This is a genomic window from Nocardia cyriacigeorgica GUH-2 (assembly GCF_000284035.1).
GTDB lineage: Bacteria > Actinomycetota > Actinomycetes > Mycobacteriales > Mycobacteriaceae > Nocardia > Nocardia cyriacigeorgica_B.
In genome coordinates this window covers 4,407,221-4,423,636 of sequence record NC_016887.1, presented here as the reverse complement: position 1 = coordinate 4,423,636, position 16,416 = coordinate 4,407,221, and the positions used below count along the sequence as shown (strand labels likewise).

Genomic DNA, 16,416 nt, shown 5'->3' with positions numbered 1-16,416 from the left:
GAGCTGTCCTGGTCAGCTGGTGATAGGAAGCGAATTCTGCCCCGATAGGGAACGTCGAATATGTGTGCCTAAGCCCCGTGAAGTCTGACGGGGCGGCAACAAGTACTGGGGCACACTGGCTTACCTGCACGCAACCGGACATCACAAGCCGCGATAGGCGAGCGCCACCTTGAACGGGGCATGACAGTTGTCCAACATCTCGGCCCCCGAAGACGCCCGCCGGTGGACACCAACAGGCGAAGCCGCCCTGTGCCGGCCGCATCGAGGCCACCATGCGACGTCCGCGGGCCGCGCCCGCGGACGTCAGACCGCGAGGGCGGCGTCGAGTTCGCGGACGGCAGTGGAGTTGGGTGCGGCAGCGCGCAGGGCTGTGTGGGTGGCGTGGACCTCGGTGGCGAGGCGGGGTGAGCCGTAGGCGGTGGCGACGGTGCTGGTGGTGCGGGTGAGTGCGGCTGCTTCGTCGATGTCGCCTGCGTGGCACAGCGCTGCGGCCAGGCCGATGTCGGCGAAGCCGCGCGAGAGGGCGTAGGCGGGGTCGATCAGGTCGACGCAGTCGCGGGCGGCGTCGACCGCGGGCTGGCGGTCACCGAGTTTGACCAGGCATTCGGAGGCGAATCCGGCGTGGATCGCGCGATCGAATACCCAGCTCGGCATGTCGGATTCGGCCGTGTGGACGAGGTCGTCGGCTTCGGCGAGGGCGGAGCGGGTTTCGCGTGCGTCGCCGCGTTCGGCGTGGGCTTCGGCGGCCATGTCGAGGGCGTAGGCGGCGAGTAGGCGGTCGCCGGCGCGGGTGGCCCACCAGTGTGCGGCGGTGGCGTGGTCGACTCCGAGGCCGGGGCGTCCGTCGCGGGTGGCGGCGAGGGAGGCGTTGCAGAGCACTAGTGCGGTCAGTGCCGGGTCTCCGGCGTCGTCGGCGGCTTTGCGGGCGACCTCGTAATGCGTGGTCGCAGTGCGGATGTCGCCGGCGTCGTAGGCTTGCCAGCCGATCACCCGGGCCAGCGAGGCCCGCACGGCGTGCAGGCGCGGTTTGAGCTTGGAAGGGCAGTCGGGCAGCAGCGTTTCGACGAGCTCGGCCTGCCCGCGCCGGATCGCGGCGACCGCTCGCGGGCCGAATGCCTCGTATTGCTGGGCGGTCACATCGCAGACCGCCTCGAGCTGGCGGATCGCGGCTTCGTCGACTCGGCCGCCGAGCGCGTACCCGAGCCGGGCGCGTTCGGGCTCGTCGAGCCCGGCCAGCACCGCGGCCGCCGGAAGTGTCCCGGCGGCGGCGAGGAAACTCAACAGCTCTCGTCGGTTCATGTCGATCCACGCCTTCAGGTCGAGGGACAGGTGCAGGTCCGCCGGGTTGGGGTCCACGGTGAACCGTCGCCCGGTGTGCGCGTCGTATGCGCTGACGAGCGTTCCGCCGGCGCGCACGGCCGCATCGGCGGCCATCCAGAACCGGCGATCCGGCGGCGTTGCTCGCCCGGCTTCGATATGGGCGATGTAGGAGCGGGAAACACGGCACTGACTGGCGACCGCCTGTTGGGTCATCCCCGCATCGAGGCGGGCTTTCCCCAGCATCGAACCCAACGTCGATTGTGTCTCGTGCATCCCGACCCCACCTGGCTGCCGAATGTGGTTGTCCGACCACGATATGCCTGCCACACCCGGGCTGGTGAGAGTTTGTGAAGGCTCATGTGATCACCTCGATCACTCACGTGGTCACCGATCCCCTGAAAGGCGTAATGGTCCCGCCTCACAAAGGAGCCCACCGTGAACGCCACCATTTTGGTGACCGGTGCCGCCGGATACCTCGGATCGGTCCTGGTGCCCATGTTGCTCGACCACGGCCACACCGTGGTCGCCGCCGACGCCTTCCCGCACGGCCCATGCCTGGATCCGCACCCGAACCTGCGCATCGAGACCGTCGACGTGCGCAGCCTCGGCACCGAACTGCTCGACGGCGCCGACGCCGTCATCGCCCTGGCCGCTGTGTCGAACGACCCTGCTGGCGAACTGAACGCCACCTGGACCACCTCGGTCAACCATGACAGCCTCCACCGCCTGGCCCTCGCTGCCCGCGAGCGCGGAGTGCGCCGCTTCCTCCACGCCTCCACCGCCGCGGTCTACGGGGCATCGGATGCGTTGCTGCACGAGGATTCACCGTTGTTGCCGCGTTCGGAGTACGCGCGCAGTAAACGCGCCGCCGAGCAGTCGTTGACCGAGCTCGCGACCGACACCTTCACCCCGATCTCGCTGCGGCTGGGCACGCTGTTCGGGGTGTCGCCGAGGATGCGGATCGATCTGGCCGTGCACGCCATGGTCTACCGGGCGATGACCCGCGCCGAGGTCCGCGTCGACGGCGACGGCACCCAGTGGCGGCCCATGCTGCACGTGCGGGACGCGGCCGCAGCCTACCTGCGCTGCCTTCACATCCCCGCCGACCAGTTGCCGACGGCCCCGATCTGGAACGTGGTCGGCGAGAACATCCGCATCCGCACGCTGGCCCGCACCGTCGCCGGCGAGCTCGGCAACACCGCAATCGAATTCACCGGCGGGCCGCGCGATTCCCGCGACTACCGGCTCTCCGGCGGCGCGTTCACCGCCGCCACCGGGTTCACCCCGACGCATTCGATCCGGGACGGGGTCCGGGAAGTTCGCGACTGGTTCCGCGAGGATCCGGCCCGGCTCGACGCCGCGGCCGCCGAGCCGGCGTTATCCACCGAGGCCAGCCTGCGCCGCCAGCTCGTCGTCCCGGCCGTCGACGGCGGCCGCCCGATCCGCACCCAGCCGCTGCCGTTCGCGCTGCCGTCCTTCGGCCCGGAGGAAGAGAACGAGGTGATCGCGACCTTGCGGTCGGGCAGGTTGTCGACCGGCCCGCGCACGAAGAAGTTCGAAGCGATGGTCGCCGACTACGTCGGCGCCAAACACGCGATCGCCACCAACTCCTGCTCCGGTGCGTTGCAGGCCGCCATCGCCGCCGCAGGGATCGGCGCAGGGGACGAGGTGATCACCTCACCGATCACCTGGCCGCCACCGGCAACGCCATCATCCACAACCGCGCCACACCGGTCTTCGCCGATGTCGACCCGCACACACTGATGATCACACCGGAGACGATCGCGAAGGTCATTACCCCACGCACCCGAGCGATCATGCCGGTGCACATGGCCGGCCAACCCGCCGACATCGCCGCCATCGGCGCGCTCGCGGCCGAGTACGGGCTGACCGTCATCGAGGACGCGGCCCACGCGATCGGCGCCGAGCAGGACGGCCGCAGGATCGGGTCCTGGTCGACGATGACCTGCTTCTCGTTCTACGCGACCAAGAACGTCAGCTGCGGTGAAGGCGGCATGCTCGTCACCGACGACGACGGCCTCGCCGAGAAGGCGCGGATGCTGGTCATGCACGGCATCTCCCGCGACGCTTGGAAACGGCACGCCGTCGGCGGATCCCCGCACTGGCAGCAGTACCTGGCCGGGCACAAATTCCACATGCCCGACACCGCGGCCGCGCTCGGCATCCACCAACTGCCCAAGCTCGACGGCTTCATCGCCGCCCGCACAGCACTCGCCGACCGCTACGACCGGCTGCTGGCCGACCTGCCCGCAATCCGCCCACTCCACCGCCGGCCCGGTGTCCGCCACGCCCATCACCTCTACATCGTCGACATCGACATCGATGCCCTGACCATCGACCGGGACAAGGTCGTGGCCGCGCTGCGTGAGGAGGGCATCAATACCGGCATTCACTTCATCGCACTCAACCGGCAGCCGTACTATCAGCGCGAACACGGCTTGACCGGCGACACCGCCCCGGTCGCCCGCGAGGTCTCCGACCGGATCCTCAGCTTGCCGCTCTACCCCGCGATGACCGCCACCGACGTCGACGACGTCGCCGCCGCAGTCACCAAGATCGCCATCGCCTACCAACGCTGAAAGGAACCCAACCCGAAATGGCGAAGAAGGAAGGCACCCAGATCATCCTGGTCAACCCGCATCACGAGGTGCTGATGTACCTGCGTGACGACAAACCCGACATCCTCTACCCGAACATGTGGAGCCTGTTGGGCGGGATGATCGAAGCCGGCGAGACACCGGCCGAATGCGTCGTCCGCGAGATCGAAGAAGAGATCGGCGTCCAGCTCGACCCGGACACCGTCCAATTCCTCTGCACCCGCGACCTCGATTTCGGCATCGAGCACACCTTCACCGCCGCAGTCGATTTCGACATCGACGACGTCGTACTGACCGAGGGCCAGGAACTGCGCTGGTTCAGCCAGGCCGACGCCGCCAACACCCAACTCGCCTACGCCGACAACGCCATCCTCGAAACCTTCTTCGGCTCACTGGAGAACACCACGGTGTAGACGACCACGAAACGGCAGCGGGCCCGGAACCAGAGGAGATTCCGGGCCCGCTGCTATCGGATCGTTGTCAGTACAGCGGGTAAGCCGGGGCCAGCGACGCCAACGGCTACCCGGACATCTCCGCTTGACATCTGGGTTGAGAAAGCCGTTCATGCTGAGAGTTGGGTGGAGCGGTGGAATGACCGGCCTATGGCCACAGGCCCGGGCACGGCAGTGCGGGAAGCTCGTCGGTCACGAATTCGTCGATCTGCACGTCAGCGAGGCGTTGGGCGGCAGCAGCCGACGCAAACGCCTCAGCAGCGTCAGAGGTGGCCGCGTAGTGCAACACGGTGTTGGTGCCCGGAAACCGCACGGTCAGATGAACAGTCGGCGCGGCCATCATCGAGCCGCCGAGCTCGGCTTGCGCGCACTGACGAGGCGCCGGGCGGGTCCACCGCCGCGCGGCCAACAACGTGGTGGGTCGACGGTGTACACATCGGCGGAAACCCGCACGGCGTCCATCCAGCCGCGGATATGCGCCTCTGTCGGCACCAGCACCACATCGGCATCCGCGGCGAGGGCGAAGGCGACAGCCGGATCAGCGATGACCCAGACACGAAGCTCCAACAGATGGTGGCTTGCTGCCACAGCGCGGAGCTCACGCATTGTCTCGGGAACATCGTCGGAGAGGTCTTCGCGGACAAAGCCTACGGCGCGCATTAGACCACGCCCCGCATGGTGGTCGCAGTACTCGGCAAGACCGATGGTGTGACGGTCAACGGCAGCCGCGCCCAGGTGAGCATGCCTCCGACCGCTGACTTGCACCGCCCGTGCTCACCGACCGCAGCCACACCGGTACTCACCGGATCCGCTGTCCGATCGCCGTGCTCATGCACCTGTACCTCGAGCCATGCCTGGCCACGCAGCAGCCACACCGGTACTCACCGGATCCGCTGTCCGATCGCCGTGCTCATGCACCTGTACCTCGAGCCATGCCTGGCCACGCAGCAGCCACACCTCCAGCTCGAGCGGGGCCAGATCCGGGTAGCCAGCGGCCACTCGCGCATAGATCTGTGGCTGGGCCGCAGCGGCAACCTCCTCGAGTACCGCCTGGATGACCTGTTCGGCCGGAGCACACAGATGGCGCAGGCCTGCGCGAGTGAGCTTCTCGTGAACCTCGAGCTGCACGATTCCGCGCGCGGCCAAATTCACGCCGAGCGTGAAATGCCCAACCACGCTGCGCGAATCGCCCACCTGGCGTACCTGCGGGGCGGGGATATCGCGATTGCGGCGCAGGTGGCGCACCATAGCCACATTCTCGCTCGGGCTGAGGTACCACACCTGCACCCCAGGGATGCGCGTGAGCTGGCGCACCTGCCTGATCCGCTCAGGGCCGCGGCCCTCCTCCATGTGGGTCGGCGTCGGCGTGATGACATGCCTCGATTCAGCGCGCAGCAGATCCTGCCGCAACTGCCACAGCTCGCTGGTATTCGCGCCGGTTTCGTGCCGGACAATCCCCAGGACCAAGCCCTCGCCCTCGGCGAACTCGCGCATCATCTCATGCACCTCGACGATGTAGCTGCCGACGAGCTCGGTGCGTAGGTATCCGAACAACGTTGGTCTCATCGCCGTGCCACCCCAGTCAGCGCACGCAGTACGGTCCGCGTGGATGGGAGGCCACCCTCTGCGATCGTCTGGACGACCCATTGCCGTCGCCCAGCGGCTTCATCGGCAGGTGATGGCAGGGACGCGATTTGTCCGCCCACGGTGATGTTGAGATAGACCAGCGCGTCGTTGTCGTAGACCGACGGCGTTGTCAGGAACGTCATCCGGCGCCCATTTTTCACGACCGGTCCCAGCTCTCCGCGAATTGCCAGTATCTCGACAGCGCCGATCGCCAAGCTCGACGGCGCGGTCACCGAGTTCATGACGCCGTCCAGCAACGGGACGATGATCTTGTCCGTGCCTGGTGGGACGACCGCTGGAAGCAACAGTTCGCGCCGATAGCGCCGACAGCGGTCTCGTGCGGTCTCGCCGCCATCCAGCGTGATGAGGAGTTCTCGACTCGTGAGCTTCATGCTCCACCCCTGGCAGTCGGAGGTTCCTGAATGTCAGGAATCCAGGTCGTCATCTATGCGCAATCAGGGCCCAGCGCTTGACATCTCGGTGTGAGCTGTGGCCCGAACCACTAGTGAAACAGTGTGCTCCGGTCAGCGTAATATGGCAATGGTTGAATTGAAACAGTATCAAAATAGTAAGTCGTATTTCATACCGTTCAGTATGCTTGTTGATCGAATGCAACCGTCCTTGTCCGTCTCCGTGGCGGAGATGTTTAATTTGGGTGAAACACCAACCGACGCGATGAGGAGCTCACGTGGCACTGGAGTCGGTCAGCACTGCGGTTCTGCGGCGCCACATCGGACGCCAGCTCACCCGCCTGCGCGAAAGCGCGCCGGCGGTCGACGGCAAAGGCAAGCCGCGGCGGCTGTCGCAGGGTGAAGCCGCGCAGCACGTAGGACTGGGGCGATCGACGCTCATCCGCATGGAAGAGGGCGCGGAAGGCGTGAAGTTCCAGGAGCCGATCGTGCGGGCGCTGCTCGAGTTGTACGGCGCCCCCGACGCCGACCGCGACCTGCTGCTTGCACTGACCGCCGAAACGCGCAACGGCCGCAAGAAAGCTTGGTGGCACGACCGGACCGAAACCGAGATCCCCGACTGGTTCGGGCTCTATGTGATGCTCGAAGACTCCGCAGCCTCAATACGCCAATACGAATCTGAACTGGTGCCTGGCCTGCTACAGATCGAGGAGTACGCCGCCGGCCTCGGACGGACCCCCGTCGGTTTCGTCAGCGACGATCGCATCGCCGCACGCGTGCGTGTCCGAATGGACCGTCAAGCCCTGCTATCGAGACCCGAGGCGCCGCGCCTCGAAGTCATTCTCAACGAAGCCGTCATACGCCGGCCGTTCGGTGAGCCCGAAGTCTTCCGGCGCCAGCTCCAGGCCCTGCTCGACGCAGCCGACCGCAAAGGCATCTCGATCCGCATCGTGCCGTGGACGGCAGGCATGCACGCAGGGATGGTCTCCGGAGCGTTCACACTGCTCGACTTCCCAAAAGACCAGCATGGCGAGCCGCTCGAGCCGTCGCTGGCCTACATGGACACGCTGACCGGCGCCCTGTACCTCCAAAAACCCGAGGAAGTCTCGGCCTACGAACTGGTGTGGCGCGACCTGAAGAAGGCCGCCCTCAGCACCACTGATTCCAAGAAGCTCATCGCATCAGCAATCGAGGAAGGCTCACAATGACCACCGACCACAGCAGCCCGACCTGGCGCAAGTCCAGCTACAGCGGGAACGGCGGCAACTGTGTCGAGGTCGCGTTTTTCGACGGGGGCAATATCGGAGTACGTGACAGCAAGAACACAGCCGGACCAGCGCTGATCTTCACGCCCAGCGAATGGGAAGCGTTCCTCGCCGGAGTCCACGCCGGTGAGTTCGACCGGCCCTGAAAGTTCGGTCTACAGCACCACGGCGACCCGCCCTGTATGACGGGTCGCCGCCGTTTCACCTGTTGCGGCCAGGATGCTGATACCCGAGACCGGCCCACCCGGCTGCTTCTTCGCCTAGGCCGAGGTGCCGTCGAATTTCGGCGACCGCCGCCTCAAATGCCTTCAGTCGGGCCTCGATAGTCAGGTACTGGTTTCGGCCGTGAACAGGCATATGTGCCCGGCCCGTGTCTGGTCTCGACGATGCCGCGTGAACGCCGTTCGGTCACTCGCCCTGGCCGATTCGTTGAGCAAGGTCACGGGTGAGCGAACCTCTACGCGCAGCGCCCGCCGGAGCTGTGGGGCTGCGCACCGGCCTGCACCTGTTCCTGCTCCTGCGTACTCCGCCGGGAAAGGGATGTCGCGCTTCGTTGCAGCGGCGGAGCCGGGAACTACTGGCTACCCATCGGCGACTCGGACTCCGACCGTGCCGCGCGCCGCGTGCTCGACGTCTCCTGGCGCGGCACGCTCGCCGCGGACGCGGCCGGCGAGTGGGTGCTGCCGCTGCGCGAGGCCGTGCGCCATGATGCCGCCATCGCGCTGGGGCTCGCTGGCGGGCACGCTCGTCGACCGCCACCCGCGGAAACGCTGGACCTGCTCGAAAGGCGCACCGACCAGAGATAGAAAAGAAAGTTCGAGCGGAGAGGAAAAAACGGCGACCAGGGCGATACCGGAGGTGGAGGTGGAATCTGAGCACCCTCGGGCTCCGCCTCGAAACGAAAGACGGCAGTCGCACTCTGCGTGAGCGGAATCGAGCAATTAGATAGGCATCGATATGTGGCGGCAAATTCGCTATATTGGCCGCAGGGAGTCGCGATTTCCGGGCGCCGCTTCACTGCCATAATGCAGGTCCCAAGGTGACTGGCATGCAATTTTTCGAGTTGAGTGTGCAATTCCCTTAATTCGATTCTGTGCGACTTCTTGAATCGGTTCCGAATATTGATTCCCGGTCGGGTTGTGGACGGTGGCTTTTCGGTGGGGCGTTCCGTGGGGCGTTCGGTGGGGTGGTCGGTGGGGCCATTAAGACGCCCCATGCGCGCCGCCGATAAGCCCAGCTCACGGGCCACTTTTCGGCGTAACCGTCTCCCAGGCTCCCCGTACGGGGACAAAGAAGCACATGGTCGGCGGGGGCGGCGCGGCCCGCGGCCGGTCTCAGTCGGCTGGCATTGCTGGGCTTGCTGGTGAATGTACTAATCGACCCAGCTGCCATTCCCGTGCCCGGGTTCATTTCTATTCAATCCACCCCCTGTAATTCCTGAGCTAAAGCAGCGCCGGCCGCTGATTCGTTCTTGTATCGTCCGTCGCTTGCGCGAACGCGCCGTGGCCGGTGGAAATTGCCCGAAATTTTGGTGAGAAAGTCTGTTTGAGGCGCGTGGCGAGCTGAGATTTGGCGAAGATCGAGTTTCGCGGCCATTGTCGCCAAGGTGCTCGCCGACAATTCCGTTACCGAATGCGGGCGCGTGAATCGCCCACCTGCTGGGCTGTTCATCTGGTTAAGTCGGTTATGTGCTGGAAGCGTTGACCGCCGCCGGACATGCCGATGCGCCACTCACCCCGGCCCCGTGCAGCGGCTCACCAGCGGTCCCGTAAGCGGGCCGTCGCCCGGCCCCGGAAAGCCCATCTTGTTCGTGGAGGACGCCACCCTGATCACGCAGAATGTTGCAGTCGTCCGTATGCCCGGCGTGGCTGCCCCGAAGTTGGCCGGGCGTGGGATGCGTCTGTCGGACGGTCAGGTCTATCGCCTGGTTAGACAGAGCTGAACCCGTACCTGCTGTGCTTGTTCGGCGATGCCGCCGCCGTCGTTAGCTGTGTCCGACTCAACTACTGCAGAGGAAGAGGCGCTTGAATCCGCGGGCGCCGAAGTACAACACCGCCCAGATGATGATCACGGGCCAGAGCGCATATGGGATAACAATCGTGGCAGCCACGACGAGAAAGGCTTTCGCCGTCTGTCGGTCCGTGGCACGTGACGGCCGGTTCACGGACGGCGCCTCAGGCGCCGACCTAGTGGTTACACTCATTTCTTCCCCCTCGCTCAAACCAACACTTCAACGTTCACGATCGGCTTGGGTTGTTGCATCATCTCGAGTGGCGATCCACGTAAGTGCCTTTTCCAGGACTTTCTCCCCGGTGGTGATCTCAGCGAACTGAAGACCGGCGAACACTGCCACCAATTCGGGGCTGGTCAGGCCGAAAGGGATGGCGACAGCCGAACTCTCGGCCAAGGCTGCGAATCGGGCTCGCTGCTCCTCGAGTGCTTTGGCTACCCGTGGAGACCGGACACCTTCAATCATCAACTCGAAGCGAGTCAGCGTCTGACTCAGTCCTCCTGCGGCCCATTTGTCGAATGCACTGGTAGCAGATCCTTCGGCGGCGTCGAGGTCTGCGAGCTCGAGATCGGCCATGCGCTCGATTACCCCAGCGATCAGGTCGTCGCGCGTTCGAAACCGGTTCGATGTGGAGCCGGCTGGCAACCCTGCCTCGACGTCGACCGCCCGGTAGGTCAATCCGCGCAGCCCGGATGCTGCGATCACTCGGATTGCGGCATCGGCCAGGACCCGCACACGCTCACTCATGACTACAAACATAGTCGACAACTATGTTTGTAGTCGAGTGGAGGGACTGATTGCGTTGAGCCTGGTGTTGGCGCGTAGGTCTTCGCTCTGGGCGGCGATGTAACCGCCTGTGTCGGTGGATGCGAGCCGAGTGGCGGTGCTCGAGCTGCTCCGGGAGACGAGTTTCACGTCCCTGCGTGTGTCCGTTTCGCGGGGCGAGGGGCGGCGGCATGCTGCCGAACGGTGCGACGATCGCTGACACACGAAGGCGACCCGCCACCGGGGATACCGGTGGCGGGGTTACGTCCGTTTCGGAGTGGTGGGTTGTTAGACGGCCGGGATGGCGCGGTGCGCGGGTACACCGTTCCATGCCGTGTAGAAGTCGGCAGCCATGGCGTCGGCGGCGTCAGTGGCCGAGGGGAATTCGGTGCCGACGGGCAGTTCGCTGGCCTTGTCGAGCCAGCGCCACCGCGTGCCGTTCTCGGAGCGGATCGCGCCGACGCGGATCCGTTCGCCGGTTGTGGTGATGGCGTAGACGGTCAGCAGCAGGTCATCCCAGTAGGGCACAGGTTCGGTGATGACGCGGTACGGGTGCGCCTCGGTTGCCGCGATCTCATGCGCTGCCATCGAACTATCGAACATGATCAATCCTCTCGAGTTCACGAAATTGTTGTGGTGCCCGACTCTCGGTCCCGAAAACTCGGGCCAGGGCTGGGATGGATGTCTCGACCGGACCTGGAGGAATCCATGGGACTTCGGCGGTCAGGCCGTGTCTCGTCGGATCCGGTGTTCGGCGCTACGGTTTGAGTGCGAACTTCTTGGGGGCGTCGTTGGTTTGGTCGGCGACGCCGGTGGCGGCGAGTTTGACCAGGGCATTGTGCACCGCGCCGCAGGAGCGTTCGAGGGCTTTGCCGATCTGGTGCGGGGTGAACGATTCCCCGGGGTGATCACGCAGATAGTCCTCGACCTGTCCACGCAGCCCGCCCGGCGGCAGCTTGTCCGGCTTCGCTTCCCCGTTGTCGACGACGGTCGGCTCTGAGCCCTCGGGTTTCTGTGCGGCACCGGCGGTGTCGGCAGCGGCTTGCTCGGTGCGGGTTTCGCCCTCGTTTCCCGGGTCCACGGTCTCGGTGGTGGGTTCGGGCTGGTCTATGCGTGTGTCGGAGTCGGCTGGGCATGATGTGGCGGACCAGGTGTCGGCGCTGCGGGGGTCGGACTTCGGTTCGCGGTGGACGTGGTGGTCGGCGACCCAGCGTGCCAGTGTTTTTCGCGCGGTCGATGCGCCGATTTCGGCGGTTCTCGCCAGTTCGGCAGCGGTCGAACCGGGGTTGCTGTTCAGGGCGGCCCAGAGCGCTTTCTCGGTGTCGGTACGCAGTTCCGGTGGCGCGCTGGTCGTTGCGGTATCGATCGTTGGTGTGGACATGACGGCTCCTCGGCCATTCGAGTAGGGATGGATGGTCATGTCCCGGCCGGGACGGTTACCCGCGATTCCGGCAGGTGCCGGTGGGGTTCCCGCATTCATGGACGCTCGATACGGCGCGGAATGTCAAGCTGAATGGACCAGATTTCGCGTGCGAATCCGATACCTGCTGGTCAACGCTAGAAGACCCGGATTGCGCCCAACTCCGCGTGTGGTCAACGAACCCGAGGTTGACCGGTTGGGCGCGCGTTTTGAAATTCTGCGCGTCGATCCCCGATGCGTCTTGAGGCCAACACCTGCCCGGACACATCCCAGCTCGTTCAGCTCTGCCGTAGTCGGTGGTCGGGGCAGCTGAGAGTTTCGATCGGTGCGTTGAAACGGCGCCCTTCTGATGGTGTCCGTATGTGCACTACTTGCCCGAGGTTATGGCTTGGCGAAAGGAGGGGGCCGCGGGGCGCCGCTGACCGATATCCACTGACCGCGCCCCGGCGGAGGTGACCGGGTATGAGAGTTCTTTGCTGAATATCGAAAGAGTGGGTAAAACGCATGTCTGAAGGTGGCGGAATGCAAGGTGAAGATGATTTCTGGCTGACCACCGTCGAGGTATCGAATAGGTTGAAAATACCTCCAAAAACACTCGCTAATTGGGCGTCGCTAGGCAAGGGTCCACGCTACGTTCGAATCGGTAGATTCCGCCGTTATCGGTGGTCTGACTTACTCGCGTGGGAACAATCGCTCACCACCGGTGGCGACTCGGCGCGAGTCTCCGATGGATGGCGGGAAGCGAGCTGACTCCGGAAATCTATTGCGCCGCTGGGCTGTAACGTTCCCGGAGGAGTGCCGCCGAATCGCTCGACGAGGTAGGAATGGTGACTCGACAGAAACCTGTACCCCCGCTGCGTGCGCTCAAGCCATATGACACCTGGCACCTCAAGGAAAAGGACGAGAACGGCCGGAAAATCCGGTCGGCAAGCTACGGGCGTAACCGTCAGTGGCGCGGTGCTTATCAGGATGGGATCCGGCACGCGCCGCATACCCGAGGATTCGATACGTCACGCGAAGCTGAGACGTGGGCGCAGGAGCAGGTAGCGGCGATCAAGTCGGGGCGGCACATCACCAAAGAAGCGTCGCGGGTGATGATGTCTCAATGGTGCTGGGAGTGGCTCGAGCTGCAAGCGATCGATCGCGGCACCTACAACGGCTATCGCAGCAAGATCAGGCTGATTCTCCGGTACCTCGAGATGTACGCCGTTTCCGAGGTTCGTGAACCACACGTTCTCAAGCTGATGACCGGACTGCACCGGACCGGCTACACATACGACTACCGGGTGGACACTCACCGGCTCCTCACCCGCATCATGGCTGCGGCCAAGCGAGCGGAGCTGACGGTCGTCATGCCGTGTTCCACACAGACTTACGCCAAGCCGAACCGCGAGCGGCCCAAGATTCCCACCTACTGCCCGACCATGATGGAGTTCTGGACCTTCTTTCACGAGATGCCGGAAGAGACCCGCATCGTGGTCGCGTTGGGTGTCGGGTTGGGGCTGCGATTGAGCGAGGCACTCGGGGCTGACATCAGCGATATGAACTTCGCAACGCGCACCTACCGGCCGGGCACCCAGTACAAGTCCAAGCGCCGAGTGGGTGGCACGACGGTCGGCAGTCATGACGGCCCATTGAAGACCGAGGCATCGGGCATGGAGTTCCCGGTCGATCCCTGGGTGGCGGACTGGATCGAGGGCATGCTCGATGGTCGCACGTCGGGAAAGTTCTTGACATTCTCGGCCAGCCGTTCCGGTGGGCGCATGTCTCAGAAGGCCATGCGCAACCGGGTCGCCGCGGCTGTATCAGCCGTCGGCGGACCCACGGCGGAGTTGGTGCCGTGGGGTCCGGACGGCAAGGTGCGCCAGCGGATGGGCTTCCACTCGCTGCGGCACCTGTACGGGTCGCTGCTGGCCGACGGCGCCTACAGCCTGGCCGATGTGACGCGTCGGATGCGGCACAAGAACAACACCACCACCCTGGATGTCTATACCCATCTGGTGGACGGACAGCGCTCGGAGGCGCTCACGCTGGGGGAGGCCTTGCTCAGGGGGCTGCGGGAATACCGGCGGGCCCGGAATGGCTTGCATGTCGTGGGTGAATCGTAGGGAAATCGTAAAAACGGAGGTTAGACCCCAATAATGTGCAGGTCAGCGGTCGGATAGGCTGGATCGGTCATGAAGTCGGCTTTCCCGGGTCCGGTCAACGCAGCTGCGCCCAAGACGGTCTACCTCGATCATGCGGCGACCACCCCGATGTTGCCTGCCGCTATCGAGGCGATGACGGCTGCGCTGGGCCTGGTGGGCAACGCGTCGTCGCTGCACGGTTCCGGGCGTGCGGCGCGGCGGCGGGTGGAGGAGGCGCGCGAGTCGATCGCCGCCGACCTGGGGGCGCGGCCGTCGGAGGTGATCTTCACCGGCGGCGGCACCGAAAGCGACAACCTCGCGGTCAAGGGCATCTACTGGGCTCGTCGCGGCGAGGACCCGCGCCGCACCCGCGTCATCGCGAGCGCGATCGAGCATCATGCGGTGGTCGACGCCGTGGAATGGCTGGAACAGCATGAGGGCGCCCGGGTGACGTGGCTGCCCGTCGACGCCGACGGTGTGGTGTCGGTGGACGCGCTGCGCGCCGAACTGGTCGCGCATGCCGACGAGGTCGCGCTGGTGAGCGTCATGTGGGCCAACAACGAGGTCGGCACCATCCAGCCGATCGCCGAACTCGCAGCGGTGGCAACCGAATTCGGTGTGCCGATGCACAGCGACGCGGTGCAGGCGGCGGGGCAGGTGCCGATCGACTTCGGTGCCAGCGGGCTGGCGGCGGCGAGTTTCGCCGGGCACAAGGTGGGCGGTCCGCCCGGAGTCGGGGTGCTGCTGCTGGGCCGGCAGGTGCCGTGTGTGCCGCTGCTGCACGGCGGTGGGCACGAGCGGGATCTGCGTTCGGGCACCGTCGATGTGGCCGGCGCCGTCGGTTTGGCTGCCGCACTGCACGAAGCCGTCACCGAATTGCCCACGCGCACCGTCGAATTGCGGAGCTTGCGGGACGAACTGATCGACGGCGTCCAGGACCTGGTGCCCGACGCCGTGCTGAACGGCCCGCACGACGAGCGCAGGCTCGCGGGCAACGCGCACTTCACATTTTCCGGCTGCGAAGGCGATTCGCTGTTGATGCTGCTCGACGCCGCGGGCATCGAATGCTCCACCGGCTCGGCCTGCAACGCCGGCGTCGCCTCACCCAGTCATGTCCTCATCGCCATGGGTGTCGAACCGTGGCAGGCGCGCGGATCGCTGCGCTTTTCCCTGGGGCACACCAGCACCGGTGCGGATGTGCAGGCGCTGCTGGCGGCGCTGCCCCAGGTGGTCGAACGAGCCAGGGCCGCGGGCCTGGCCGGTGCGAAGGGAGGCCTCTGATGCGAGTACTCGCCGCGATGAGCGGTGGTGTGGATTCGGCGGTGGCCGCCGCGCGCGCCGTCGACGCCGGTCATGACGTGGTCGGCGTCCATCTGGCGCTGTCGGCCACACCGGGCACGTTGCGCACCGGTTCCAGGGGCTGCTGCTCGAAGGAAGACGCCGGTGATGCCCGCCGGGCCGCCGACGTGCTCGGCATCCCGTTCTACGTCTGGGATTTCGCCGACCGCTTCAAGGAAGATGTCATCGACGATTTCGTGGCGGCCTACGCGGCGGGTGAGACACCCAACCCGTGCCTGCGCTGCAACGAGAAGATCAAGTTCTCCGCCTTGGCCGATCGCGCGGTCGCGCTCGGTTTCGACGCCGTCGTCACCGGCCATTACGCGCGGCTGTCCGATGGCGTGCTGCGCCGCGCGGTCGACGCCGACAAGGATCAGTCCTACGTGCTGGCCGTGCTGACCGCCGAGCAGCTCTCGCGCGCCATGTTCCCGGTGGGTGACACCCCCAAGCCGCGGATCCGCGAGGAGGCCGCCGAGCGCGGTCTGGCCGTGGCGAACAAGCCCGACAGCCACGACATCTGCTTCATCCCCTCCGGCGATACCCGCGCGTTCCTCGGTGCCAAGATCGGCATCCGGCCCGGCGCCGTGGTCGATGCCGACGGCACCGAACTGGCCACCCACGACGGTGTGCACGGGTTCACCATCGGCCAGCGCAAGGGGCTCGGGCTGCCCGGCCCCGCCGCCGACGGCAAGCCGCGCTACGTCACCGACATCGATCCCGACTCCGGCACGGTGCGGGTCGGCTCGGCCGAGGACCTGCAGGTGTGGACGATCGAGGCCGACCGTGCGATCTGGACCTCGGGCTCGGCCCCGGAGGGTCCGGTCGAGTGTGTGGTGCAGGTGCGCGCGCACGGCGGGACCGCCCCGGCCGTCGCCGAGGCCACCGGTCCCGGGCTGACGGTGCGGCTGCGTGAGCCGCTGACCGGCGTCGCTCGCGGTCAGGCCGTCGTGCTGTATCTGCCCGACGCCGATGGCGATCAGGTGATCGGCAGCGGCACGATCGCCGCGACCGCGCGCACGGCCCCCTCCGGCGCCCCCCGGTGATCTACACCATCGTCGCCCGGCA

15 protein-coding genes and 1 pseudogene are annotated in these 16,416 nt (G+C 65.9%); 9 read left to right on the top strand and 7 right to left on the bottom strand.

Annotated features, from left to right (window positions below; genetic code table 11):
* Positions 1-303 precede the first annotated feature (303 nt).
* A complete protein-coding gene (locus tag NOCYR_RS20065) occupies positions 304-1,593 on the bottom strand; it encodes a helix-turn-helix domain-containing protein (RefSeq protein ID WP_081505456.1) in 1,290 nt (429 codons plus the stop codon).
* A 162-nt stretch (positions 1,594-1,755) separates the two neighbouring features.
* Between NOCYR_RS20065 and NOCYR_RS31040 the strand changes: the two are divergent.
* Positions 1,756-3,920 (top strand): annotated as a pseudogene (locus tag NOCYR_RS31040) (aminotransferase class I/II-fold pyridoxal phosphate-dependent enzyme).
* A 17-nt stretch (positions 3,921-3,937) separates the two neighbouring features.
* Complete coding sequence (locus NOCYR_RS20050) at positions 3,938-4,351, top strand: NUDIX hydrolase (RefSeq protein WP_014352226.1); 414 nt, start codon at positions 3,938-3,940, stop codon at positions 4,349-4,351.
* A 378-nt stretch (positions 4,352-4,729) separates the two neighbouring features.
* Here the strand turns inward: NOCYR_RS20050 and NOCYR_RS29365 are convergent, their stop codons facing one another.
* The 3 genes from NOCYR_RS29365 to NOCYR_RS20030 form a co-directional block, all read right to left on the bottom strand.
* Positions 4,730-4,957, bottom strand: coding sequence for a hypothetical protein (locus NOCYR_RS29365; protein ID WP_158430182.1), 228 nt, complete (start codon positions 4,955-4,957; stop codon positions 4,730-4,732).
* 261 nt (positions 4,958-5,218) lie between these two features.
* Positions 5,219-5,956 carry a hypothetical protein gene (locus NOCYR_RS20035; RefSeq protein ID WP_148280697.1) on the bottom strand — a complete coding sequence of 246 codons (738 nt, stop codon included), beginning with the start codon at positions 5,954-5,956 and terminating at the stop codon, positions 5,219-5,221.
* A complete protein-coding gene (locus tag NOCYR_RS20030) occupies positions 5,953-6,408 on the bottom strand; it encodes a hypothetical protein (RefSeq protein WP_048833555.1) in 456 nt (151 codons plus the stop codon). The genes NOCYR_RS20035 and NOCYR_RS20030 overlap by 4 nt, the downstream gene beginning before the upstream one ends.
* A gap of 296 nt (positions 6,409-6,704) precedes the next feature.
* On the opposite strand from NOCYR_RS20030, the gene NOCYR_RS20025 reads away from it, so the two are divergent.
* The 3 genes from NOCYR_RS20025 (at position 6,705) to NOCYR_RS20015 (ending at position 8,497) form a co-directional block, all read left to right on the top strand.
* Positions 6,705-7,634 (top strand): helix-turn-helix domain-containing protein, encoded by a 930-nt coding sequence (locus tag NOCYR_RS20025; RefSeq protein WP_014352222.1) that lies wholly within the window; start codon positions 6,705-6,707, stop codon positions 7,632-7,634.
* Entirely contained in the window at positions 7,631-7,837 is a 207-nt protein-coding gene (locus NOCYR_RS20020) for a DUF397 domain-containing protein (protein ID WP_014352221.1), read from the top strand. Before NOCYR_RS20025 ends, NOCYR_RS20020 begins: the two co-directional genes overlap by 4 nt.
* A 477-nt stretch (positions 7,838-8,314) precedes the next feature.
* Positions 8,315-8,497: a hypothetical protein gene (locus NOCYR_RS20015; RefSeq protein ID WP_014352220.1), complete on the top strand. Its 183-nt coding sequence runs from the start codon at positions 8,315-8,317 to the stop codon at positions 8,495-8,497.
* A gap of 1,424 nt (positions 8,498-9,921) precedes the next feature.
* Here NOCYR_RS20015 and NOCYR_RS30060 read toward each other — a convergent pair.
* The 3 genes from NOCYR_RS30060 to NOCYR_RS19995 all read right to left on the bottom strand — a co-directional run bounded on the left by NOCYR_RS30060 (position 9,922) and on the right by NOCYR_RS19995 (position 11,848).
* Complete coding sequence (locus NOCYR_RS30060; protein WP_174343944.1) at positions 9,922-10,449, bottom strand: TetR/AcrR family transcriptional regulator; 528 nt, start codon at positions 10,447-10,449, stop codon at positions 9,922-9,924.
* Between the two features lie 306 nt (positions 10,450-10,755).
* Positions 10,756-11,070, bottom strand: coding sequence for a hypothetical protein (locus NOCYR_RS20000; protein WP_014352217.1), 315 nt, complete (start codon positions 11,068-11,070; stop codon positions 10,756-10,758).
* A gap of 154 nt (positions 11,071-11,224) precedes the next feature.
* Positions 11,225-11,848 (bottom strand): hypothetical protein, encoded by a 624-nt coding sequence (locus NOCYR_RS19995; RefSeq protein WP_014352216.1) that lies wholly within the window; start codon positions 11,846-11,848, stop codon positions 11,225-11,227.
* Positions 11,849-12,391: 543 nt separating this feature from the next.
* On the opposite strand from NOCYR_RS19995, the gene NOCYR_RS28555 reads away from it, so the two are divergent.
* From NOCYR_RS28555 to mnmA, 4 genes are all read left to right on the top strand, one after another.
* Positions 12,392-12,637 (top strand): helix-turn-helix transcriptional regulator, encoded by a 246-nt coding sequence (locus NOCYR_RS28555; RefSeq protein ID WP_306306395.1) that lies wholly within the window; start codon positions 12,392-12,394, stop codon positions 12,635-12,637.
* 74 nt (positions 12,638-12,711) lie between these two features.
* Complete coding sequence (locus NOCYR_RS19990; RefSeq protein WP_081505454.1) at positions 12,712-13,995, top strand: tyrosine-type recombinase/integrase; 1,284 nt, start codon at positions 12,712-12,714, stop codon at positions 13,993-13,995.
* 69 nt (positions 13,996-14,064) lie between these two features.
* Positions 14,065-15,294: a cysteine desulfurase family protein gene (locus tag NOCYR_RS19985; protein WP_014352214.1), complete on the top strand. Its 1,230-nt coding sequence runs from the start codon at positions 14,065-14,067 to the stop codon at positions 15,292-15,294.
* Positions 15,294-16,394: a tRNA 2-thiouridine(34) synthase MnmA gene (gene mnmA / locus NOCYR_RS19980; RefSeq protein ID WP_048833554.1), complete on the top strand. Its 1,101-nt coding sequence runs from the start codon at positions 15,294-15,296 to the stop codon at positions 16,392-16,394. Before NOCYR_RS19985 ends, mnmA begins: the two co-directional genes overlap by 1 nt.
* The last annotated feature ends 22 nt before the right edge of the window (positions 16,395-16,416 follow it).

Coding starts and splice junctions, on each gene's coding strand:
- NOCYR_RS20035 (WP_148280697.1), bottom strand. CDS start 5,956: ATGAGACCAACGTTGTTCGGATACCTACGCACCGAGCTCGTCGGCAGC.
- NOCYR_RS19985 (WP_014352214.1), top strand. CDS start 14,065: ATGAAGTCGGCTTTCCCGGGTCCGGTCAACGCAGCTGCGCCCAAGACG.
- mnmA (WP_048833554.1), top strand. CDS start 15,294: ATGCGAGTACTCGCCGCGATGAGCGGTGGTGTGGATTCGGCGGTGGCC.
- NOCYR_RS19990 (WP_081505454.1), top strand. CDS start 12,712: ATGGTGACTCGACAGAAACCTGTACCCCCGCTGCGTGCGCTCAAGCCA.
- NOCYR_RS20030 (WP_048833555.1), bottom strand. CDS start 6,408: ATGAAGCTCACGAGTCGAGAACTCCTCATCACGCTGGATGGCGGCGAG.
- NOCYR_RS20050 (WP_014352226.1), top strand. CDS start 3,938: ATGGCGAAGAAGGAAGGCACCCAGATCATCCTGGTCAACCCGCATCAC.
- NOCYR_RS19995 (WP_014352216.1), bottom strand. CDS start 11,848: ATGTCCACACCAACGATCGATACCGCAACGACCAGCGCGCCACCGGAA.
- NOCYR_RS28555 (WP_306306395.1), top strand. CDS start 12,392: ATGTCTGAAGGTGGCGGAATGCAAGGTGAAGATGATTTCTGGCTGACC.
- NOCYR_RS20020 (WP_014352221.1), top strand. CDS start 7,631: ATGACCACCGACCACAGCAGCCCGACCTGGCGCAAGTCCAGCTACAGC.
- NOCYR_RS20065 (WP_081505456.1), bottom strand. CDS start 1,593: ATGCACGAGACACAATCGACGTTGGGTTCGATGCTGGGGAAAGCCCGC.
- NOCYR_RS30060 (WP_174343944.1), bottom strand. CDS start 10,449: ATGAGTGAGCGTGTGCGGGTCCTGGCCGATGCCGCAATCCGAGTGATC.
- NOCYR_RS20000 (WP_014352217.1), bottom strand. CDS start 11,070: ATGTTCGATAGTTCGATGGCAGCGCATGAGATCGCGGCAACCGAGGCG.